Origin of the sequence: Pengzhenrongella phosphoraccumulans (assembly GCF_045689905.1) — a bacterium.
GTDB lineage: Bacteria > Actinomycetota > Actinomycetes > Actinomycetales > Cellulomonadaceae > Pengzhenrongella > Pengzhenrongella phosphoraccumulans.
The window spans coordinates 2,312,434-2,332,614 of the sequence record NZ_CP144210.1 but is presented as its reverse complement, the minus strand read 5'-3'; the positions used below and the strand labels follow the sequence as shown (position 1 = coordinate 2,332,614).

Sequence of the window (20,181 nt, the reverse complement as noted above, 5' to 3'; positions counted from 1 at the left end):
GACCCTGACACCCGGTGTGAGGAGGCGACGCGCGTGCCCGGATCCACCCGGAGCGAGACACGTAGCTCTGACGAGCGTCTCGTAGCCTTCTTCGCGCACACCTCGGACGTCGTGGTGATCGTCGATCCAGAGGGCCGGATCACCTATGGCACGCCCTCGCTGGGTCACAACCTCGGCCTGCCCACGGCCGGCGCGCTCGGGCGACGGCTCGTCGAGTTCATGGCCGAGGCCGATGCGACCGAGGCCACCGCGGTGCTCGCGGGGTTCGCTGCCCGCACGAGTGCGACCCAGGTGATCACGGACTGGCGTCTGCGGCACCGAGACGGCACCACCGCTGCGTTCGAGGTGCTGTCCCACAACCTGCTCGACGACCCGCTGGTCGCGGGCATCGTCCTGACCATGCGGGACGTCTCCGAGCGCCGCGCGCTGGAGGTCCAGCTCGAGCACCAGGGCTTCCATGACGCGCTGACCGGGCTGCCGAACCGCGCGCTGCTCCAGGACCGGGCCGAGCACGCCCTGGCCAGGACCTCGCGCCTGGGGACCCTGGTCGCGCTGCTCGTGCTGGATCTCGACGGGTTCCAGACGATCAACGACGCGCACGGCCGGGCTGCCGCGGACGGGCTCCTGGTGCAGGTGGCCGCGCGGCTGCGCTCGACCCTGCTCGACGGCGCCACGGTGTCGCGGTCCGGCGGCGACGAGTTCTCGATCCTGATCGAGGATCTCACCGGCGTCGCGCAGGCGGAGTCCGTGGCCGCCCGCGCGCTGCGCGCGCTGGACCCGCCGTTCGTGGTCGACGGCGCCACGATGCGGGTGGGCGCGAGCGTCGGGCTGATGGTGACCGGCGGGACCCGGGACCCGTTGGACGTGGCCGAGCTGATGCGCTGCGCGACGCTCGCCCTGTCTGCTGCCAAAGAGCGCGGCCGGGGGCACGTGGTGGTCTTCACCAAGGACCTGCGTGCCCGGATGCTGGAGCGCCTCACCCGTCGGCGCGACCTGGAGCGCGCCATCGACGCCGACGAGTTCGTGCTGCACTTCCAGCCGATCGTCTCGATCGAGACGGGGGCGATCGTCAGCTGCGAGGCGCTCGTGCGCTGGGCGCACCCGACCGACGGCCTGCTCCCGCCCACGGACTTCGTCGCGCTGACCGAGGAGACCGGCCTGATCGTCGAGCTCGGCCGATGGGTGCTCGAGCAGGCGTGCGAACAGCTGCGCCGGTGGGCCGACGCGGGCCACCCCGAGCTGCGGATGAGCGTCAACGTCTCGGCGCGCCAGCTGGACGAGATCGGGTTCATCGAGGACGTGCGCGGTGCGCTCCGCCGCCATCGGGTGCGGCCCGGCCGGCTCGTCCTGGAGCTGACCGAGAGCATCTTCGCGCTCGACGCCGCGGCCGTGTCCGAGCAGCTGCGCACGCTGCGCGACCTCGGTGTGAAGATCGCCATGGACGACTTCGGGACCGGGTACTCGAGCCTGTCCTACCTGCAGAAGTTCCAGATGGACATCCTCAAGATCGACAAGTCGTTCGTCGACCCCCTCGGCGACGGCGGCTCGGCCAGCAGCGCGCTGGTCAGCGCGATCATCGCGTTGGCCCACGCGCTGCGGCTCGAGGTGGTCGCGGAGGGGATCGAGCGCCCCGAGCAGCGCGACGCTCTCTGGGCGATGGGGTGCGCTCTGGGCCAGGGCTTCTGGTACTCCCGCCCGGTCGAGGCCGAGCGGATGACCGCGCTGCTCACCGGCACGCTGCGCCCGGCTCCGACCACCACATGACCAGAGCGACCGCAACGACCGTTCACTGGCAGCCGATCGTGCACCCGGACCGCTCGGTGCTCGGCTACGCGGTAGACGTCGTCGACGGGGCGCCGGCCGACCCGCACGACCCGCACGACCCGCACGACCCGCACGACCCGCACGACCCGCACGACCCGCACGACCCGCACGATGACGCTCGCATCGACGCGCAGTACGCCGCGCTCGACCTCGACGGCCTCGCGGGCGACCACCGGGTCTTCGTGCGCGCGACCGCGGGCCTGCTCGCGGCCGACTGGCCCCGCCCGGACCCGCCCGGGGGCCTGACCCTGGAGGTCCCGCGGCGGCTCGCCGCCCGCCCCGGGCTGGCCGACGACCTGGCCCGCCTCCGGGCGGCCGGCCGCCAGCTCGCCCTCGCGGACTTCGTGCCCGACGGCGACCAGGACGCCCTGCTCGCGCTCGTCGACCTCGTGAAGGTCGATCTGGCGCGGGGCGCCACGGCCAGCGCGGCGGCGATCGAGCGCGCGCACTCCCGGGACCTGACCGTGATCGCCGAGCACGTCGACACCGAGGCGGCCGTCCGGTTCTGCGCGGAGCACGGCGTGGGACTGCTCCAGGGTCCGCTCTTCCGGCGCGACGCCCCACCGACGGCCCGGACGTTCAGCACCGGTGAGCTGCAGTGCCTCCAGCTCACGGCGCTGCTCAGCGCCGACGACATCGACTCCGGCCGCGTGGTCCAGGTCATCGGCTCCGACCCCGAGCTGACCATGCGCGTGCTGCGGCTGGTCAACTCGGGCGCGATCGGCATCCGGCACCGGATCGACTCGCTGCGCCGGGCCGTCGTGATGCTCGGCCCGCAGCCGCTGCTCGCGCTCGCGATGACGTCGCTGGTCGGCTCCCGCAGCGACGCGACCGCGGGCCTGGGACCGATGCTCACCCGGGGCCTCGCCTGCCGGTCGCTCGTCGGCAACGACGCCGCGTACACGGTCGGGCTGCTCTCGGCCGCCGCGGCGCAGCTCCAGGTCGCGCCGGCCGACCTCGTCGCCCGCACCGGGGTGTCCGACGACGTCGGCGATGCGCTGCTCTCGCTGTCCGGGCCGTACGGCGCGGTGCTCGCGGCGGTGCTCGCGCACGAGGAGAACGACGTCGCGGGCGTCGCGGCGACCGGGCTGGACCCGGCCGTCGTCGCGCGGGCCTACCTCAGCGCTGTCGCGGACGCGCACGCCGTGGCTGCGTCGCTCGCCGGGTAGCGAGCCGGGTAGCGAGCCGGGTAGCCAGCCGGATAGCCAGCCGGAGATCCGAGCTGCGACGCTCGTCACGTTGTGGCGAGCGATTAGTCGTGCGAGAGTATCGGAATGTCGTCAATCCGCGTGTTCATCCTCGGCTCGCTCGCCGAGCGCGGGGAGATGCACGGCCACCAGCTGCGGCTGCTGGGCGAGCAGGAGCACATCCACCTCTGGACCGACTTCACGGTCGGGGGCATCTACGGCGCCCTCAAGCGCCTGGTCGCGGAGGGCCTGATCGACGCCGTACGGACGGAGCGCGAGGGTCACCGGCCCGAGCGCCAGGTGTACGCGATCACCACCGCCGGACGCGCGTCGCTCGCCACGATGGTGCACGCCACGCTGCGCGAGTTCAGCCTTCGACCCGACCCCTTCGACCTCGCGCTCACCCGGCTCGACGCGGACGCGGTCGACGCCCTGCCCGAGCTGCTCGCCGCGCGGCGTCAGGCCATCGCGGCGACGATCGCGGCCCAGCAGTGCAGCTTCGACCGCGCTGCCCCCTACCTCACCGTGGCCGAGCACCACACGATGGCGCACCAGCGGATCCGGCTGCAGGCCGAGCTCGACTGGCACGACTCGCTGATCGCGGCCCTCCCCCAGATCGTGCGCGACGAACTGTCCCGAAAGGACTCGTGACCTTGTCCCAGACCACCTCCCCCACCCCCGGCATGCAGGTCTCCCCGCGCCGCGCCTGGCAGGCCCTCGGCGTGCTGCTCATCGGGATGTTCATGTCCCTGCTGGACGCGACGATCGTCAACGTCGCGCTGCCGACGATCCGCACGAGCCTGAACGCCTCCGAGGCGACGCTGTCGTGGATCATCTCCGGGTACGCCCTCGCGTTCGGGCTCGCCCTCATCCCCGCCGGCCGGATCGGTGACCGCTACGGGCACAAGTGGGTCTTCTTCAGCGGGCTCGCGCTGTTCACCGTCGCGAGCGTCGCGTGCGGGCTCGCCCAGGGCGACACGCAGTTGATCGTGGCCCGGGTGGTCCAGGGGCTCGCGGGCGGCATCTTCCTGCCGGCCGTGACCGCCTACATCCAGCTGCTGTTCACCGGGCGCACGCGCGGCAAGGCCTTCGCCATCATGGGTGCGGTCATCGGGGTCTCCTCGGCCCTCGGGCCACTGATCGGTGGGCTGCTCATCCAGGCGTTCGGCGACACGAACGGCTGGCGGCTCGTCTTCTTCGTCAACCTGCCGATCGGCATCGTCGCGCTGGTCGCGGCCGTGATCCTGCTGCCCGCCGGCTCCGAGAACACCCGCCGGGCCGCCGGGGGCGTCGACGGCCTCGGCCTAGCGCTGCTGTCGGGCGGCCTGGTCGCGATCCTCGTCCCGCTCATCGAGGGCCAGGACCAGGGCTGGCCGCTGTGGACGTATCTGTCGCTCGTCGGCGGCTTCGCGCTGATCGCGCTGTTCGGCGCCTGGGAGGTCGTGGTCGCCCTGCGCGGCAAGAGCCCGCTGGTCCCGCCGCACCTGTTCTCGCACCCGGCGTTCACCGGCGGCGTGATCCTCGCCCTCGTCTACTTCGCCGCGTTCGTCAGCATCTTCTTCACGATCTCGATCCTGTGGCAGGCCGGCCTCGGGCACACCGCGCTCGAGTCCGGGATCGTGTCCGTCCCGTTCGCGCTCGGCAGCATCATCGGTGCCTCGCAGAGCGGCCGGCTCGCGGCCCGGATCGGACGCACGGTGCTCGTGATCGGCGCCGCGATGGTGGCGGTCGGGCTGTTCGCGCTCTGGCTCGTGCTCACGATCGTGACCCCGGGCGAGGCGACGAGCTGGGACCTGCTCGTCCCGCTGCTCGTGGCCGGGACCGGGAGCGGGCTGTTCATCGCCCCCAACGCGCAGTTCATCATCGCGACCGTCGACCGCCAGGAGGCGGGCGCCGCGAGTGGTGTCATCGCGACGATGCAGCGCCTGGGCAGTGCGATCGGGATCGCGATCATCGGCAGCGTCTTCTTCGGCACGCTGTCGATCCCGACACAGGGCCCGCCGACCGCGAACGATCTCGCGGTCGCCTTCACGCACAGTGCCACGTCGGCGCTCGCCGTGAGCGCGGCGTTCGCGGTGGTCGCCTTCCTGCTCGTGTTCGCCCTGCCGAAGCGGGTCGGATCCGGCCCGCAGGCGCCGCGGCCGGGAACTTCACCCGACCCGCAGACGTCCGACGCCGCGGGATCGCGCCCGAAATAGCCCCTGGGCGGCAGTTCCGCTCGCGAACCCAGCGTGGTGCTGGTCACATTCGATCCCGGCTCGGACTGCCGGGCCGTTGTTGACCGATAGGTGCTCTGTTCGATCCAAGCACCTAGGAGCCCCAGTGAGACCGTCCACCCCCTCGTCCGATGCGCGCGCGCACACGTCCCTGTACGCGCGCGCCTCGGTGCGGGCCAAGATCCTCGGCCTCGTCGCGGCGTTCGCCGCCGTCGGGATCGGGATCGGCTCGTTCGCCGCGGTCCAGATCAACCTGCTCAAGACGGACACCGCGGTCCTGAGCCAGAGCGAGGCCGAGGTGGGTTCCTCGCTCGCGGCGCTCAAGGACGCGCTGTGGGCCATCCGGATGGACATCCCGATGATCGCCGCGTACGAGACCCCCGGGAAGCCGAAGCTGCTCGAGACCCTCAACGACGCTTACGACACCTTCGACGCGGCCGCCGCCGACTTCGCCGCGACGTACGCGAAGGCCAACGGCGAGGTGCCCGCGAACTGGCCCGCGTTCACGGCCTCCTGGGACAGCTACCGCGCGGCGGTCGACGCCAAGGTCATCCCCGTGGTCATGTCCGACGACCGGGAGGCCTACGCCGCCCTGCGCGCCGGCGGGCTCGCTGAGCTCGGCACGGCCATGATCGGCGACCTGACCGCGGTCGGGGGCGAGGTCTCCGCGTCCATGGCGACGATCGCCGCGCACTCGGAGCGCCAGGCGAGCGCGGCCGTGCTCTGGATCGTGGCGATCCTCGCGGCCGGCCTCGTCCTCGCGACGACGCTCGGGCTGCTGATCGCGAACGCGATCCGTCGCTCGGTGGTCGAGGTGAAGCGAGCGGTCGACGCGATGGCGGCCGGCGACCTCACGGTGCGTCCCGAGGTGAAGACGCAGGACGAGATCGGCCAGATGGCCCACGGCCTGATCGTCGCCCAGGACTCGTTGCGCGCGGTGATCTCCGGAGTCGTGGAGACGGCCCAGACCGTGGCCGCCGCCGCCGAGGAGCTCTCGGCCGCGAACACCCAGGTGACTGCTGCTGCGGGTGACTCAAGCGCGCAGGCGGGCGTCGTGGCCGCGGCGGCCGAGCAGGTCAGCCGCAACGTCCAGACCGTCGCCGCGGGCGCCGAGCAGATGGGCGCCTCGATCCGCGAGATCGCCCAGAACGCCAACGAGGCGGCCAAGGTCGCCGCCACGGCCACGGAGGTCGCCTCGACCACGCACGAGACGATCGCGAAGCTCGGGCTGAGCAGCCAGGAGATCGGCAACGTCGTCAAGACGATCACGTCCATCGCGGAGCAGACGAACCTGCTCGCGCTGAACGCCACGATCGAGGCCGCCCGCGCCGGCGAGGCCGGCAAGGGGTTCGCCGTGGTGGCGAGCGAGGTCAAGGAGCTCGCCCGCGAGACCGCGCGCGCGACCGAGGAGATCACCCGCCGGGTCGAGGCCATCCAGGTCGACACGGGCGGCGCCGTCGTCGCGATCGGGGAGATCTCCACGATCATCGCGTCGATCAACGACTACCAGCTCACCATCGCGAGCGCCGTGGAGGAGCAGACGGCGACCACCAACGAGATGTCCCGGTCCGTGACCGAGGCCGCCGCAGGCTCGGAGGAGATCGCGTCGAACATCATCGGGGTCGCCACCGGTTCGGCGAGTGCGAGCGAGGTGCTCACCCAGATGGGCCTGTCCGTCGACGAGCTCGCGCGCATGTCCGCTGACCTGCGCGAACGGGTCGCCGCGATCACCTACTGATAGCACAGAACGATCGACAGATTCACCGGGAATACCTCTGCAACATGGACCCGCGAATTTGACATGCTCGATCGTTTCACGTTCACTCGAATGAGTTCGCGTGATTTATTGCTGGGGGCCGGAGTGCGGGTAGACACGCGATTTACCTCGTAACCCCAGCGTCTTGGATACAGCTCCGGACGCCTCATGATCGGAGATCCAGTGATCGTTCTCGGAATTGTCTTGCTGTTGGTCGGATACCTCGTGCACGTCCCGATCGCCACGACCATCGGGGTCATCCTGATCGTCGTCGGCCTGATCTTCTTCGTCTTGGGGAGCATGGGCCGCGCCGTCGGCGGTCGACGTCACTACTGGTGAGATCTCCTTCTACCGAGCAACCGACGCATTGAAGGGAAAGCCATGGGTATCGGTTTCAGCATCTTCCTCCTCGCCGCCGGCGCAGTTCTGGCATTCGCCGTCGACGCCACCGTCGCTGGTCTTGACCTCAGCGTGATCGGCTGGATTCTCATGGCGGCCGGAGCACTCGGTCTCGTCCTCACGATGGTCCTGCTGACCCCCCGGCGTCGGCGCACGGTGACCGAAAGTCCCCGGGTCGTCGCCGCGGGCCCGGCAGTCGTCGCGCAACCGGTCGCGACGCCGACGATCGCGACCGAGCGCGAAGTTCGCGACGAACGCATCTGAGCGGATCCACCCCGCCGTCGGTCGCGAGCGCGGCCGACGGCGGAGCCGTGCTCAGGAGGTGACGTCGGCCGTCACGAACCGGCTCCACGCGAGCGCACCGAAGATCGCGACCCAGGCTGCCTGCACGTACAGCCCCTGACTCAGCACGCTCCAGTCCACCTGCACCCTCAGGAACTCGGCGAAGTCGAGCCAGTGGTGCGTGAGCAGGCCCGGGTGGATCGCCGCGAGCTGCGGGAGCGTGTCGAGGACGGCCGAGACGATCGCGACAATGACGGTCGCGGCCATAGCACCGACCGGTACCTCGGTCAGGGTCGAGAAGTACAGGCCGGCGGCGACGAGCCCGGTGAGCGACATCGCGACGTACGCGGCGACCCCGGCGACGCGCAGCACGCCGTCGGCCAGGGGCACGGTGGTGCCCGACAGCAGCGTGACGTCGGTGAGCCCGAAGAACGCAGCCCCCGCCGCGAGCGCGACGAGAGCGATCGCGAGCACCGCGGCCGCGACGAAGATCATGGTCGCCACCGCCTTCACCGCGAGCAGGCGGGTCCGCGAGACCGGCACGGCGAGCAGGTACCGCAGCGTGCCCGACGACGCCTCGCCCGCGATCGCCTCGCCGGACGCGATGCCGATCGTGAGCGGCAGCAGGAACGGCAGGCACATGACCAGCGAAGCGATCACCAGGAACAGCCCGTTGCCGGTGACGCGCCCCACGAACCCGGGACCCTGCCCGGCGAGCGCGGAGTCGCGCGTCACGAACAGGACGATGCCAAGCAGGAGCGGGACGGCGGCCAGGCCGGACAGCAGCGCGATGTTGCGTCGGCGGCCGAACACGAGCCGCAGCTCGCTGCGCAGCAGCCGCCCCCAGGCACCCCGATGCGGGGTCGACGGGGTCCGGCTCACGACCGGTTCGACCTGTGACCCCGCACCCCCCAGGACAGCCTCAGCGTGCGACATCGAATCCCTCTCCGGTCAGCTCGACGAACAGCTCCTCGAGGCTCGGGCGGCGCACGTCCAGCCCGATCAGGTCGAGCCCGGCATGCACGATCGCCGCCGACACCCGTTCCGGGGCGGTGGTCCCCAGCAGCCCGTGCAGCGAGGCGTCCTCGACGAGGACGTCCGTGATCCCGAGCCCGGCCAGCACCCCGGCCACCGCCTCGACGTGGGCCGGCGACGTGCTCACGGTGACGCGCGCCGCGCCGCGCTCGATCAGCGCGCTGCGCTCGCCCTGCACGAGCAGCCGACCGCGCCCCATGATGCCGAGGTGCGAGCACACCTGGTCGATCTCCGTGAGCAGGTGCGAGGACACCAGGACGGTGGTCCCGGCGTCGGCCAGCTCGCGGATCAGGAGCCGGACCTCGCGCGTGCCCTGCGGGTCCAGACCGTTGGTCGGCTCGTCGAGCACGAGCAGCTCGCGGGGCCGCAGCAGCGCGGCGGCCAGGCCGAGCCGCTGCTTCATGCCGAGCGAGTACTGCCGGTAGGGCTTGCCCGCCGCCGCCGTGAGGCCGACCCGTTCGAGCGCGTCGTCGCTGCGGCGGCGCGAGGTGCGCGGGTCCGCCGTGGCGTCGCTCGCGTCGAGCCGGGCCAGGTTCGCCCGCCCGTTCAGATACGGGTGGAACGCCGGACCCTCGACCAGCGCGCCGACGCGCGGCAGGACGGACCCGCCGGCGTCGGGCATCGGCTCGCCCAGCAGCCAGGCCACCCCGCTGGTCGGCCGGACCAGGCCGAGCAGCATCCGGATGGTCGTCGTCTTGCCCGACCCGTTCGGTCCGAGGAAGCCGTAGACCGACCCCCGCGGGACGCTCAGCCCGATCCCGTCGACCGCGACCTGCCCGGACCGGAACCTCTTGGTGAGGCCCTCGGTCCGGACCGCGAGCGTGGTCGGGTCGATGTCCGCGCGAGCGACGGCGGCGAGCGGGGCGACCGCGGGTGCGCTCGTCACGCCATCGCGCGCAGGGTCTCGGCGGGAACGGCTCCTACCAGGACCCGCCCGTCGGTGGTGACCAGCACGCTCAGCAGGGACGAGGTGAGCAGCCGGCCCTCGGGGACGGCGGTGGTGAGCTGGTCGTACAGCGCGCTCGTGTCCAGGCTCGGGATGGTGGGAGCACCCGAGGAGTCGCTGGGGACGAACTCGTCGATCAGGTCCTGCGCGCTCTGGGAACCGATCGTGAGGTCGGCGCCGGGCATGGAGGTCAGGGCCTTCGGGTCACCGGCGACGAGCGCCGCGACGTCGAGGCCGGAGGCCTGGACCACGGTCTCCCAGCCGGTCCCGCTGACCGCGAGGCCCTCGGGCAGGGTGCCGTCCAGGGCAGCGCCGGTCGGGGCGTCGGACATCGGGGGCAGCGGGACGACGACGTCCTTGACGGCGGCACCGGCCGGTGCGGAGAACGCGAGCACCGCCGGGTCGGGCGTGGTGAAGGCGACGTCGGTGAACCCGATCTCGAGCGCGGGGGTCGAGGCGTCGGTGCTGCTCCAGGTCTGCACCCGCAGCGGGGTCGACGTCTTGGCGTCGATGGCCACGACGACCTTCGCGATCAGCGTGCTGGAGTCCTTCGGGGTCACGACGAGCTGGTACGCGTCGCGACCGGCGACGGTGGTCTGCTTGCCCATCTCCACCGTGGAGAACGCCTCGACCTGGGCGAGCGCCGCGCGGGCCGCCTCGTCGGGCGTGGGCAGGTTCCCGGCGATCTTGCCGGCCATCTCCGGGACGGTGCCGGCGCGGACGTCGGCCGCGAGCGCGTCGAACCGGGCCTGGTCGGCCGCGTTCAGGGAGTAGTGCACGACGGCGTCGTCCGAGCTGGAGTAGGTCCACGCCTGGGCGCCGTCCTGCACGACCGAGTACTCCGAGGCGGCGCCGAGCAACGAGACGCGCGAGCGCTCGGTGCCGTCGGTCCACACCCGCATGGTCGAGCTGCCGCCGAGCAGCGCGATCGGGTCGGCGCCGGTGAGCTCGACCGGGATCTCGGGCAGCCCGAGCCGCGCGGTGTAGACCACGGTGCCGGACAGCGGGGACGGCTTGGCCGCCGCGACCGTGGTCACGAGCTGGCCGGGCGTGACCTCCGGGAGGACCGACTCGTCGGCCGACGCGAGCAGCGGCGGCGCGAGGAACGCCCCGGCGACAGCGACGGCGACGACGGCGGGAACGGCCCACCGGACGCGGTTGGACGGTGAACGGCGGGACTCACGGGCTTCGGTCATGCGAGAACAATGCGCCCCCCTCCCTGAGAGCACACTGAGAACCCCATCCCCCTTCCCACCCCTCCTCCCACCCCACCCACGACGTCCCGCGAACTCGGAGGTTTGCGTCGAACTAGCACACCGCAGTGTCCGAGTTCGCACCGAACCTCCGAGTTCGCGGGGCGGGTGGCATGCTGCGGTGGTGCGGGTGCTGGTGGTGGACGACGAGCGGGGGCTGGTGCGCGCCCTGGTGCGCGGCCTGACCGCGGAGGGGTTCGCCGTCGACGTCGCCTACGACGGCGACTCGGGGCTCGAGCTCGCGATCGACAACGACTACGACGCCATCGTGCTCGACGTCATGCTCCCGCGGCGCAACGGCTACGACGTCGTGACCGGTCTGCGCGAGCGCGACGTGTGGACCCCGGTGCTGATGCTCAGCGCGAAGGACGGCGAGCACGACGTCGCCGACGGCCTCGACGTCGGCGCCGACGACTACCTGACCAAGCCGTTCTCGTTCGTCGTGCTCGTCGCCCGGCTGCGCGCGTTGCTGCGGCGGCCCGCCGAGGCCCGCCCGGCCGTGCTCGCGGTCGGCGACCTCGTGCTCGACCCCGCCGCGCGGACCGTGACCCTGGCCGGCGGACCGGTCGCCCTGACCACCCGCGAGCTTGCCCTGCTCGAGTACCTGATGCGCCACGCGGACCGCGTGGTCGGCAAGGTCGAGCTCCGCGACCACGTCTGGGACGGGTCGGGCGAGGACCTCAACGTGGTCGAGGTGTACGTGGGGTACCTGCGGCGCAAGCTCGGGCGCGATGCGGTGGCGACCGTTCGCGGCGCCGGCTACCGCGTCGCGGGGTGAGTGCGGTGACGGATGAGCGGCCTCGCCGCGGCTGGGGCGGCTGGTCGCTCCGGCTGCGGCTGACCCTGCTCACGGCGGGCCTGCTGTGCGTGGCGCTCATCGTCGGCGCCGTCGTGCTCACGACCGTGCTCTCGCGCAGCCGGGTGGCGGCCCTCGACGACCTCGTCCGCACCCGCGCCGAGACCATCGCCGCCCTGGCCGCCGACGACCGCCTGCCGCAGACCCTTCCGGTCGCCGAACCGGGCGAGATCGCCCAGCTCCTCGACCCCGCCGGGCAGGTGATCGCCTCGTCCCCGAACGCGAGCCGCACCCTGCCGGTTCTCCCGGCCGCGGAGGTCGCCGAGATGCTCCAAGTGGCCGACGGCGGGCCGCTCGCCCGGGCCACCGACGCGAGCGCGTACGACCGCCAGGCGCGCGTCGCCGTGCTCGCGACCACCTACCGGGGCGCCGACGCGACGGTGGTCGCGACCGTCCCGCTCGGGGAGGTGCAGGGCCTGCTCCGGGCGGTGCGCGTCTCGCTCGGCGTCGTCGTGCCGCTGCTCACCGCCCTGCTGGCGGGCGCGATCTGGATCGTGCTCGGCCGGGCGCTGCACCCGGTGGAGCAGCTCCGCCGAGCCGCGGCGCAGGTCGCGCGCTCCGGCGGGCCGGGCGCGCTGCCGGTCCCGCGGGCCGACGACGAGCTCGGCGCGCTCGCACGGACCCTGAACGAGATGCTCGACCGGATCGAGGTGGGCGCCGCCCGCCAGCGGGCCTTCGTGGCCGATGCGGCGCACGAGCTGCGCTCCCCGCTCGCCTCGCTGCGCGCGAGCATCGAGGTCGCTCGCGCCCACCCCGAGGCCTACCCGAGCGCCGAGCTCGCGGGCGACCTCGAGAGCGAGGTGCTACGCATGCAGGGGCTCGTCGACGACCTGCTCGTGCTCGCCCGGGTCGGTTCCACCCCCGTGGTGCGCGCGGACATCGACCTGGCGCGCGTCGCGCGGGATGCCGCCGACGCCGTCCGACCGGTCACGTCCGGCCGGGACGCGGCCGCGTCGGGCCGCGAGGCGATCACGATCGAGACCGGCGGACAGGGGCATGCCCGGGGCGACGAGACCGCCGTCGGACGGGTGGTGCGCAACCTGCTCGACAACGCGGTGCGGCACGCGGCCGCGCGGGTCCGCGTGTCCGTCGCGGACGGCGTCGTCGTCGTGGAGGACGACGGCAACGGCATCGCCGAGGCCGATCGCGCGCGGGTGTTCGAGCGGTTCGTGCGGTTGGAGGAGTCGCGCGAGCGCGAGGCGGGTGGCACCGGGCTCGGGCTGGCGATCGCGCGCGAGATCGCGCGCGAGCACGGGGGCGACGTCGTGCTCGCGGACTCGCCGCTCGGGGGCCTGTGCGCCACGCTGCGGCTGCCGACGGTCACCTCGTAGGAGGGATCCGCGCCTACGCGGGCAGCGGCGTCGCGAGGTGCACCTGGTCGCGGCCGGACCGCTTTGCGGCGTACAGCGCGACGTCGGCCGCGTGGAACAGGTCGTTCACGCTCTGGCCGGACTCCGGCCAGACGGCCACACCGCCGCTGAGCGTGCAGCGGACCACCTGGCCGGCGACGCTCACCGGGTTCTCGGCGCACAGCCGACGCACCTCCTCGCCGAACGCGAGGCCGACCGCCCCGTCGGCGCCGGGGAGGGCGACGAAGAACTCCTCCCCGCCCCACCGGGCGACGAGGGCGTCCGCGGGGGCGGCGGCCAGCAACCGGCTCGCGAGCACGGCCAGGACGGCGTCGCCGGCGAGGTGCCCGTACCGGTCGTTGATGGACTTGAAGCGGTCGACGTCGAACAGGACCGCCGCGAGCGGCGCGCCGGAGCGGTCGGCGTCCGCCACGAGCGCCGCGAACCGGTCGACCATGTGCCGGCGGTTGTGCAGCCCCGTGAGCGGATCCCGGCTCGCCTGCTCGACCAGGTCCGCGCGCAGCGACTCGATCAGCTCGAACTGGCGGACCATCTGAGAGTGCGCGGCGGCCAGGCGCCGAGTCTGGTTGTTGGCATCGGTGACGTCTCGCGCGACGAGCACGGTCCCCAGGTCGTGGCGATGGCGGTCCTGGACCGGGAAGGCCCGGACCTGGAACTCGGTGCGCCCGCCGGACAGCTCCACCACCAGCTCGGTCTCCGTGGCGGAGGTGGCGGCCATCGTCGCGCCGAACAGGTCCGCCGCGGGCGCGCCGATCAGGTCGGCGGGCGCGTGCGGGTCCCGGCCGCGCACGAGCGCGACGGCCGCCGGGTTCAGGTCGAGGACCTTCCCGGCCGTGCTGATGACGGCGACCACGTCGCCGATCTGGTCGACGATCAGGGCTCGCGCCACCGGCGCGAACGTGAACAGGTCCTGACGGAAGACGGCGTACCAGACGATGGTGCCGGTGACCGCGAGCCCGATCGGGGTGGGGTCGAGGTGGGCGCCCAGGCCCCCGACGTTGCCGAAGAGGAACACCAGGTTGGCGACGAGGGGGACGAAGGCAGCGACGAAGACGGCGAGTCGTTGCCCGCGGAAGGCGACGGGAGCCCGCCACCACGCCCACCCGACGAGCGCGAGGCCGATCGTCATCTCGAGGTAGATGAAGCCCGTGTCCAGCCAGTAGGCCGGACCGCGGATCCACCCATCATGGCCGGTGAGCTGCGCCGCCCCCGGCCCGCCGTAGACCAGGAGGTGCCATCGGTTCGTGAGCGCGAGAGCGGTGATCAGCGCCGGCTCGATGCACAGCGCGAGCACGACGGCGCGACTCGGCACCCACTGCGGGCGCGCGAGCGCCATCCCGAGGCACATGAACGCCGCGCACAGCGTGCTCGCGCCAGCAAATGGCGCGAGCGTCGCGATGGCAGCCACCGTCTCGCTCTCGCTCACGTGCGAGATGGTGAGGCAGACCGACCACCAGCTGGCCCCGGCCATGACGACCGTCAGGGCGATGCCGAGCGTGAGGTTGTGCGCCCGGTGCCGCCACGCGACCACCGCGATGACGGCGCACGAGACGGCGGCCAGGGAGTAGGCCAGCGCGACGGGATCTCGCAGATCCACGGGATTCCCTCCGGCCGGACAGCTCTCCGCAGGGCCCTCGCACGAACGTGTCAGCCGTCTGATCGACCGCTCGGTTCCCGAGATAAGCCGTTTACCCCCACATGGCATCGGGCGAATTTGTCCCCCGACGCCATCGGGCGAAGGTGCGGCCGAGCTCAGCGCTCGGGGTCAGCCGTTCGGGCCGAAACCACCGTCACCCAAGCCACCGCCACCGAAGCCACCGTCCGGCGCAGGGGTCGGGTCCACCGGCCCGGGGGTTGGCTCGGGCGGGGTGGTCGGAGTCGGATCGGGCGTCGGGGTCGGGGTCCACGTCGGTTCCGGCGTCGGACTCGGGGGCCACGTCGGTTCCGGGGTCGGCGTCGGCACGCCCTGACCACCGTCGCCCGACGGTGGCGACGGCACGGGGTCGGGCGAAGCGGGAGGGTCGACGCGCGGGGCGACGGGCGGGGCGGGGAGGTCGGCCGCGGCCGGGACGCTGCTCGCCGGCTGAGCGGCGGGCGGCGCGGCAGCGGGCGGCGCGGCAGCGGGCGGCACGGCTGGTACCGCACTCGCCGTCCGGCGCGCTGCCGAGGGGCTCTCCCGGGGCGACGCAGGATCGGCGGGCGGCGCAACGGGACGCACGGCGTGGGGCACGGCGCTTCGCGCTCGGGTGTCGAGCGAGGGGGCGGCAAGCACGGCGTCGGACTCGGCCACGATGACCGGACCGGGCGGGTCCGGCAGCGGGGGGCCGGCGCGGAACGGCCGCACCACCCCGGTCGACGGCGTCTCGGCCTGACCGTTCGTCACGAGGGCGATCCCGGCACCCGTCACGACCGTGAGTGCGGTGACGAGCGTCGCCTGCGTGAGCCGCTTCGCGCCGCTGGGCGGTTTCGATTCTGACGGTTTCGATGCTGACATAGGTCGAAAATAGGATGAAGCCGGTCATCTGGCCACCCGTGCGCCGCAGCTGTCTCGCGGTCCCTCTGAGGCCGTGCGGCCGTCAGACGGCGGCGTCGACCGGCGCGGAAGGGCCGGAGAGCGCGTCGATCTCGCCGGGCCGAAGGGGTGCCCGAAGAGAAAGCTTGGGCCGCGTCGCACCCCTGCGCGCGCAGCAGGGCCGCATGGGACGGCCGCTCGACGCCCTCGGCCACGAGCGTGAGCCCGAGGGCATGGATCATGGCGATGATCGCGCTGACGATGGTCGCCGAGGACTCGTCCTCGTCCATCCGCGACACGAAGGACTGATCGATCGTCAGCACGTCGACGACCCCGTCGCCCAGGATCGCGCCCGACGTCGAGGCGCCGATGAGCACGGGGCGCCCGAACTCGGCCGCGATCGCTGGCAGGGGCGCGCCGTGCGGTCTCCCCCATCCGCTGGTAGGCGCCCGAAATGTACCCTCGCACCGACTCAACGGCGCCCACCCATCGGTGTTGAGGGATCCCGCTCGTTCACCGCAGCACCTCGGACCACCGAAGAGGCAGACCCGCCACGAACCCGGCGGGCCGGCTCGGCGCGGGCCTTCTCGCAGGAACGTTCCGGACCCCGGCCACGGTAGATTCTCCGGGTGGCTCCGACATTCGACGAGGACAACAGCCCGGGTCGGCTGCGCTCTCTCTGGAGCGCCGGTCGTGATCTGACGGCGGCCGCGGCCGACCGGGCAGAGCTAGAAGCCGCGCTCGCCGCGGCTCAGCGCGACTATGCCGCCGCCCTCGCGGCGCGCAGTGCTCTGCTGGGCGCGTTCGCCGGGATGCAGGCCGCGTATGCCGCCGCCCACGTCAAGGCTGTCCAGGCCGGTTGGTCGTCCACCGAGCTGAGCGAGGCCGGACTGCCTGCACCTGCAGCCCGCCACGGGGTGCGTGAACCGGTGCGCCAGGTCGAGGCACCGCCCGCAGCCCCAGTACCGGCCCCGGTCCCGGCCGCCCCGACCGCACCACTCCCGGCCGTCGTGACGCCGCCGACCGTCGTCATGCCGCCAGCCGTCGTGACGCCGCCGCCCGTTACCGCTGAGCCGACTGCGGTCCCCCAGCAGAGCCCGACCCGTCGCCGGCGTGCGATCCGCGACCCGAGTGCGGCCTCGGAGCAGACCCCGCGCACGGAACCGCAGCGATCCCCGGCGACCCCGCCAGCGGGTCCCCGCTCGCCCTGGGATGCCGAGCAGACGGCAAACCTGGTGACCTCGCGATCGACGGACAACCCCGTCTGGTACGAGTCGATGCGCTACAGCCGGATCTCCCCGCCGACCGCGGCTTTCAACCCCACCGACCTCGACGCTGCACCGTGGACCGGGCTGCCGAGTCCGAGCGACGAGCACGACGCCGACGGGACCGACCAGGGCTGAGATCGCTCAGTCGGGCAGCTTGTCAGGCAGGCAGCTTGTCAGGCAGGCAGAGACGCCTCGATCAGAGCGACGATCTCGGGAGCGTCCGGCTCGGTCGTCGGGCGGAAGCGGTGCACCACGCCGGCGGGCGTGATCACGAACTTCTCGAAGTTCCACTTCACCCGGCCGGCCTTGCCGCTCGCGTCGGGGGTCTTAGTGAGCTCGGCGTACAGCGGGTGCTGGGAGCGGCCGTTCACCTTGGTCTTCTCGAACATCGGGAACGTCACGCCATAGGTCATGGAGCAGAACTCCTTGATCGCCTCGGCGCTGCCGAGCTCCTGCAGAAACTGGTTGCTCGGGAACCCCAGCACCGTGAACCCGCGGTCGCCGTACTCCTTCTGCAACTCCTCGAGCTTCGCGTACTGCGGCGACAGCCCGCACCGGGAGGCCACGTTCACCACGAGCTTGACCTGGTCCGCATATTGCGCGAGCGACGTCTCGGCGCCGTCGATGGTCGTCAGGGGGATCTCGTTGAGGGTCATGACCTGCACGAACGCGCGACGGCAAGGAATTAGTCCCGATTGGGCGCCGCCCGCGCGGAGCATCGTCGCCACGCCGGGAGCTCGGCGGTGCCCGAACCGGCGTCGGTCGACGATGTCGCCCCAGACGTGAACAGCCCCCTTCTCGGGTCAGCCCCAACGCTTCGACGGTGGTCACCCATCCGCCCTCAGACGGCTTTCGCGAATGCCATTCCACAGATTTCGGTGTGCTGTTCTTTGTCCACATCCCGTGCCCGACGACGGGGCGGTGAATGTCAGTGGCCCCGGTTAGTGTGAGTTGCATCGAAAATGGTGAGGGTTCACCGGTTCTGAGGCGGCAGAGGTATTCCCGACGAGCGGCGATCTGGGGGTGTGAGATGACCTTTAAGGAGGACGAGCGCGCGTCGGCGCAGCCGGCTGCACCCACTCCGCCAGCCGTCGCGCAGCGGCCCGCGTCGACGCCGCCATCCCCGCAGCGGCCCGCGGCAACGCCGCCATCCCCGCAGTCGACGCCCGCGCCCACCTCGCCGCTCGGCGAAGGTCCGTCGCAGCCGCCCACCCTTCCGCCGGCCACGCCGGCGTCACGGGTGTCGTTGGCGGATCGGGTGGCGGTGATCGAGGCGCAGGTCGACGCACTGGCTGCTCTGGCGCCGCGGGATCTGGACGGGGCGGGGGCGTTGGAGTTGTTCGACCGGGTGTTTGAGCTGTCGGACCGGTTGCAGGCCATCGCCACCCGCGCACTACCCGTGGTGGATTCCGACGTGCCGTGGAACGCCAATGGTGCTCGGACGTTCCCGACGTGGTTGGCCCGCCGTGCGCATCTGACCTATGCGAAGGCCAAGCGGATGACGCGCCTGGCCCACGCCCTGCGCGACGAGCTGCCGTTGACCGCCGCGGCGGTGGTCACCGGGGGTGAGGGTCGAGTGAGCGTGGAGCAGGCCGAGATCCTGACCACCGCCGCGGCGACCAGCGACCTGCGCCGTCAGGTGTTGGCGGACCCGGACGCGCCGGTGGGGGAACGGTTCCTGCTGGACCAGGCCGCGCAGGTCAGCGCGGACATGTTGCGCATGCTCGCCCGCCGCTGGGCGGCCGCGGCGGACCCGGAAGCGGACGAGCGGGGATACAAAGATGCCACCGAGCGGGAGTTCTTCGACGTGTCCGCCACCACGGGTGGGTGCCACCTGTCCGGATTCCTGACCACCGAGCACGGCCAGGGCCTGCTGGTCGCGTTGCAGGCCGTGCAGGGCGTGCCGGCGGCCGGGGATGACCGGACCGCGTCGCAGCGTCGCGCGGGTGCGTTGTCGGACCTGGCCCGGTTGACGTTGGACCAGGGCCTGACCGGCAAGCACGCGTCGGTGCGTCCGCACATCAGCGTGCTGGTGGACTACCCGACCCTGATCGCCATGACCACCCGCGCCGGAGTGACCCACCTGCTCGACCCCACCCTGCGCCCCACCGACTGCGGCCAGGTGGACCCGGCCCTGCTGTTCCCGCCACCGGCACCCGGCGGACTGCTCGACCACAGTCCGCCATACCAAGGTCTGCTCGACCAAGGCCTGCTCGACCCCGCGATGCTCAACTCCGGTGTGCTCGACCCCGCACGAACCCACGGGTCACCGCTGGTCCCGCAGGTGCTGCGCCCGGCGGTGTTCGAGGACGGGCAACCCGTCCCGCGCGTCGTGCTGGACAAGCTGCTGTGCGACGCGGAGATCAGCCGGTTCATGTTCAGCCCGGACTCGCAGCTCATCAATATCGGCCGATCCAAACGCACCTTCACCGGCCAATTACGTCGCGCGATCATCGCCCGCGACAAACATTGCCAATACCCGGGCTGCACTGCGCCGCCGCGCATGTGCGAATGCCACCACTCCATTCAATGGTTCCGCGACCACGGTGACACCGACGCGACCACGGGGGTGTTGTTGTGCTGGCACCACCACGACCACACCCACGACCACGGCATCGAAATCACCTGGACACCTCACGGCTGGCAATTCACCGACCGCCACGGCACCGTGATCCGCCGCTGAACCGAATCTCCGCGGCGCGTCGCCCCGGGACGTGCACCGCCAAACCGCAACGGCTCCAACGATCAGTCCCCGGTCGCGCCCGGGTCCGCTGCGCGCCCCCGTGCTGCGACCAGGTCACGCTCACGCATGGCGAGGAACAGCGGGAACGTGAACGCGAACGCCGTCAGGCCCGAGGCCAGGACATAGAGCCAGCCCCACCTCATCCCCAGCCGACGCGACTCGGCGACGATGAAGACGCTGCCTGCGACCGCCGCCACGAGCAAGTCGACCGTGAGTGAGGAGACGGCGGGACCGCTGCCGACCCAGTCGCCGACGAAGTCCCGCGCCTGCTGGACGGCGAGCACGTTGAACGTCCAGGTCCCGATCAGCCCGGTCAGGCTCAACCCGAGGTATCCGAGAGCAAGCGGGGTCCAGTTCTTAGTCACTGCTCGGTTCTTCGGCACTGCTCGATCCTTGGGCACGGCGCCGTTCTCGGTCAATGCTCGCTCCATTGCATCCAGCGAACCTAGACGCCGCAGGCGGGATGATCCGGCGTTCGGAGCGTGCCACGTCCATGACTCCGGCCGCTCCCGCAGTGACTCGTCTTTGACGTGA

19 protein-coding genes are annotated in these 20,181 nt (G+C 72.1%); 11 read left to right on the top strand and 8 right to left on the bottom strand.

Going from position 1 to position 20,181, the window contains the following annotated elements:
- The first annotated feature begins 33 nt into the window (after positions 1-33).
- The 7 genes from VTA80_RS10760 to VTA80_RS10730 all read left to right on the top strand — a co-directional run bounded on the left by VTA80_RS10760 (position 34) and on the right by VTA80_RS10730 (position 7,646).
- Positions 34-1,764: a putative bifunctional diguanylate cyclase/phosphodiesterase gene (locus VTA80_RS10760; protein WP_407345494.1), complete on the top strand. Its 1,731-nt coding sequence runs from the start codon at positions 34-36 to the stop codon at positions 1,762-1,764.
- Complete coding sequence (locus tag VTA80_RS10755) at positions 1,761-2,993, top strand: EAL and HDOD domain-containing protein (protein ID WP_407345493.1); 1,233 nt, start codon at positions 1,761-1,763, stop codon at positions 2,991-2,993. The genes VTA80_RS10760 and VTA80_RS10755 overlap by 4 nt, the downstream gene beginning before the upstream one ends.
- Positions 2,994-3,098: 105 nt before the next feature.
- A complete protein-coding gene (locus tag VTA80_RS10750; RefSeq protein WP_407345492.1) occupies positions 3,099-3,662 on the top strand; it encodes a PadR family transcriptional regulator in 564 nt (187 codons plus the stop codon).
- Positions 3,659-5,209, top strand: coding sequence for an MFS transporter (locus tag VTA80_RS10745; RefSeq protein WP_407345491.1), 1,551 nt, complete (start codon positions 3,659-3,661; stop codon positions 5,207-5,209). Before VTA80_RS10750 ends, VTA80_RS10745 begins: the two co-directional genes overlap by 4 nt.
- Before the next feature lie 124 nt (positions 5,210-5,333).
- A complete protein-coding gene (locus VTA80_RS10740; RefSeq protein WP_407345490.1) occupies positions 5,334-6,965 on the top strand; it encodes a methyl-accepting chemotaxis protein in 1,632 nt (543 codons plus the stop codon).
- 186 nt (positions 6,966-7,151) lie between these two features.
- On the top strand, positions 7,152-7,322 hold the full coding sequence (locus VTA80_RS10735; protein ID WP_407345489.1) for a DUF6131 family protein: 171 nt from the start codon (positions 7,152-7,154) through the stop codon (positions 7,320-7,322).
- A gap of 42 nt (positions 7,323-7,364) precedes the next feature.
- A complete protein-coding gene (locus tag VTA80_RS10730; RefSeq protein WP_407345488.1) occupies positions 7,365-7,646 on the top strand; it encodes a DUF6458 family protein in 282 nt (93 codons plus the stop codon).
- Positions 7,647-7,697: 51 nt separating this feature from the next.
- On the opposite strand, the gene VTA80_RS10725 is transcribed toward VTA80_RS10730, so the two are convergent.
- The 3 genes from VTA80_RS10725 to VTA80_RS10715 are packed head-to-tail and all read right to left on the bottom strand — an operon-like array spanning position 7,698 to position 10,841.
- Positions 7,698-8,546 carry an ABC transporter permease gene (locus VTA80_RS10725; RefSeq protein WP_407345487.1) on the bottom strand — a complete coding sequence of 283 codons (849 nt, stop codon included), beginning with the start codon at positions 8,544-8,546 and terminating at the stop codon, positions 7,698-7,700.
- A 40-nt stretch (positions 8,547-8,586) separates the two neighbouring features.
- Complete coding sequence (locus tag VTA80_RS10720) at positions 8,587-9,585, bottom strand: ABC transporter ATP-binding protein (RefSeq protein WP_407345486.1); 999 nt, start codon at positions 9,583-9,585, stop codon at positions 8,587-8,589.
- Positions 9,582-10,841, bottom strand: coding sequence for a LolA family protein (locus tag VTA80_RS10715; RefSeq protein ID WP_407345485.1), 1,260 nt, complete (start codon positions 10,839-10,841; stop codon positions 9,582-9,584). The genes VTA80_RS10720 and VTA80_RS10715 overlap by 4 nt, the downstream gene beginning before the upstream one ends.
- 181 nt (positions 10,842-11,022) lie before the next feature.
- Between VTA80_RS10715 and VTA80_RS10710 the strand changes: the two genes are divergently transcribed.
- Both VTA80_RS10710 and VTA80_RS10705 read left to right on the top strand, forming a co-directional pair.
- Positions 11,023-11,676 (top strand): response regulator transcription factor, encoded by a 654-nt coding sequence (locus VTA80_RS10710; RefSeq protein ID WP_407345484.1) that lies wholly within the window; start codon positions 11,023-11,025, stop codon positions 11,674-11,676.
- 5 nt (positions 11,677-11,681) lie between these two features.
- Positions 11,682-13,085: a sensor histidine kinase gene (locus VTA80_RS10705; RefSeq protein WP_407345483.1), complete on the top strand. Its 1,404-nt coding sequence runs from the start codon at positions 11,682-11,684 to the stop codon at positions 13,083-13,085.
- 13 nt (positions 13,086-13,098) lie between these two features.
- Here VTA80_RS10705 and VTA80_RS10700 read toward each other — a convergent pair whose 3' ends face one another.
- The 3 genes from VTA80_RS10700 to VTA80_RS10690 all read right to left on the bottom strand — a co-directional run bounded on the left by VTA80_RS10700 (position 13,099) and on the right by VTA80_RS10690 (position 15,926).
- Positions 13,099-14,721: a diguanylate cyclase gene (locus VTA80_RS10700; protein ID WP_407345482.1), complete on the bottom strand. Its 1,623-nt coding sequence runs from the start codon at positions 14,719-14,721 to the stop codon at positions 13,099-13,101.
- Positions 14,722-14,889: 168 nt separating this feature from the next.
- On the bottom strand, positions 14,890-15,618 hold the full coding sequence (locus VTA80_RS10695) for a hypothetical protein (protein ID WP_407345858.1): 729 nt from the start codon (positions 15,616-15,618) through the stop codon (positions 14,890-14,892).
- Positions 15,528-15,926 carry an EAL domain-containing protein gene (locus VTA80_RS10690; protein ID WP_407345749.1) on the bottom strand — a complete coding sequence of 133 codons (399 nt, stop codon included), beginning with the start codon at positions 15,924-15,926 and terminating at the stop codon, positions 15,528-15,530. Before VTA80_RS10690 ends, VTA80_RS10695 begins: the two co-directional genes overlap by 91 nt.
- A gap of 339 nt (positions 15,927-16,265) precedes the next feature.
- Here VTA80_RS10690 and VTA80_RS10685 point away from each other — a divergent pair, with 339 nt between their 5' ends.
- Positions 16,266-17,039: a hypothetical protein gene (locus VTA80_RS10685; RefSeq protein ID WP_407345481.1), complete on the top strand. Its 774-nt coding sequence runs from the start codon at positions 16,266-16,268 to the stop codon at positions 17,037-17,039.
- Positions 17,040-17,077: 38 nt separating this feature from the next.
- On the opposite strand, the gene VTA80_RS10680 is transcribed toward VTA80_RS10685, so the two are convergent.
- The gene (locus tag VTA80_RS10680; protein WP_407345480.1) at positions 17,078-17,560 is read right to left on the bottom strand and encodes a glutathione peroxidase; all 483 of its coding nucleotides are present in this window, start codon (positions 17,558-17,560) and stop codon (positions 17,078-17,080) included.
- A 374-nt stretch (positions 17,561-17,934) separates the two neighbouring features.
- Between VTA80_RS10680 and VTA80_RS10675 the strand changes: the two genes are divergently transcribed.
- Positions 17,935-19,587: a DUF222 domain-containing protein gene (locus VTA80_RS10675; protein WP_407345479.1), complete on the top strand. Its 1,653-nt coding sequence runs from the start codon at positions 17,935-17,937 to the stop codon at positions 19,585-19,587.
- A gap of 62 nt (positions 19,588-19,649) precedes the next feature.
- Here the strand turns inward: VTA80_RS10675 and VTA80_RS10670 are convergent, their stop codons facing one another.
- The gene (locus VTA80_RS10670) at positions 19,650-20,012 is read right to left on the bottom strand and encodes a DUF2834 domain-containing protein (RefSeq protein WP_407345478.1); all 363 of its coding nucleotides are present in this window, start codon (positions 20,010-20,012) and stop codon (positions 19,650-19,652) included.
- Positions 20,013-20,181 lie beyond the last annotated feature (169 nt).

Excerpts from the sequence above, each read along its gene's own strand:
- VTA80_RS10730 (WP_407345488.1), top strand. The coding sequence starts at position 7,365 with ATGGGTATCGGTTTCAGCATCTTCCTCCTCGCCGCCGGCGCAGTTCTG.
- VTA80_RS10735 (WP_407345489.1), top strand. The coding sequence starts at position 7,152 with ATGATCGGAGATCCAGTGATCGTTCTCGGAATTGTCTTGCTGTTGGTC.
- VTA80_RS10750 (WP_407345492.1), top strand. The coding sequence starts at position 3,099 with ATGTCGTCAATCCGCGTGTTCATCCTCGGCTCGCTCGCCGAGCGCGGG.
- VTA80_RS10715 (WP_407345485.1), bottom strand. The coding sequence starts at position 10,841 with ATGACCGAAGCCCGTGAGTCCCGCCGTTCACCGTCCAACCGCGTCCGG.
- VTA80_RS10695 (WP_407345858.1), bottom strand. The coding sequence starts at position 15,618 with ATGTCAGCATCGAAACCGTCAGAATCGAAACCGCCCAGCGGCGCGAAG.
- VTA80_RS10675 (WP_407345479.1), top strand. The coding sequence starts at position 17,935 with ATGACCTTTAAGGAGGACGAGCGCGCGTCGGCGCAGCCGGCTGCACCC.
- VTA80_RS10755 (WP_407345493.1), top strand. The coding sequence starts at position 1,761 with ATGACCAGAGCGACCGCAACGACCGTTCACTGGCAGCCGATCGTGCAC.
- VTA80_RS10690 (WP_407345749.1), bottom strand. The coding sequence starts at position 15,926 with ATGGACGAGGACGAGTCCTCGGCGACCATCGTCAGCGCGATCATCGCC.
- VTA80_RS10680 (WP_407345480.1), bottom strand. The coding sequence starts at position 17,560 with ATGACCCTCAACGAGATCCCCCTGACGACCATCGACGGCGCCGAGACG.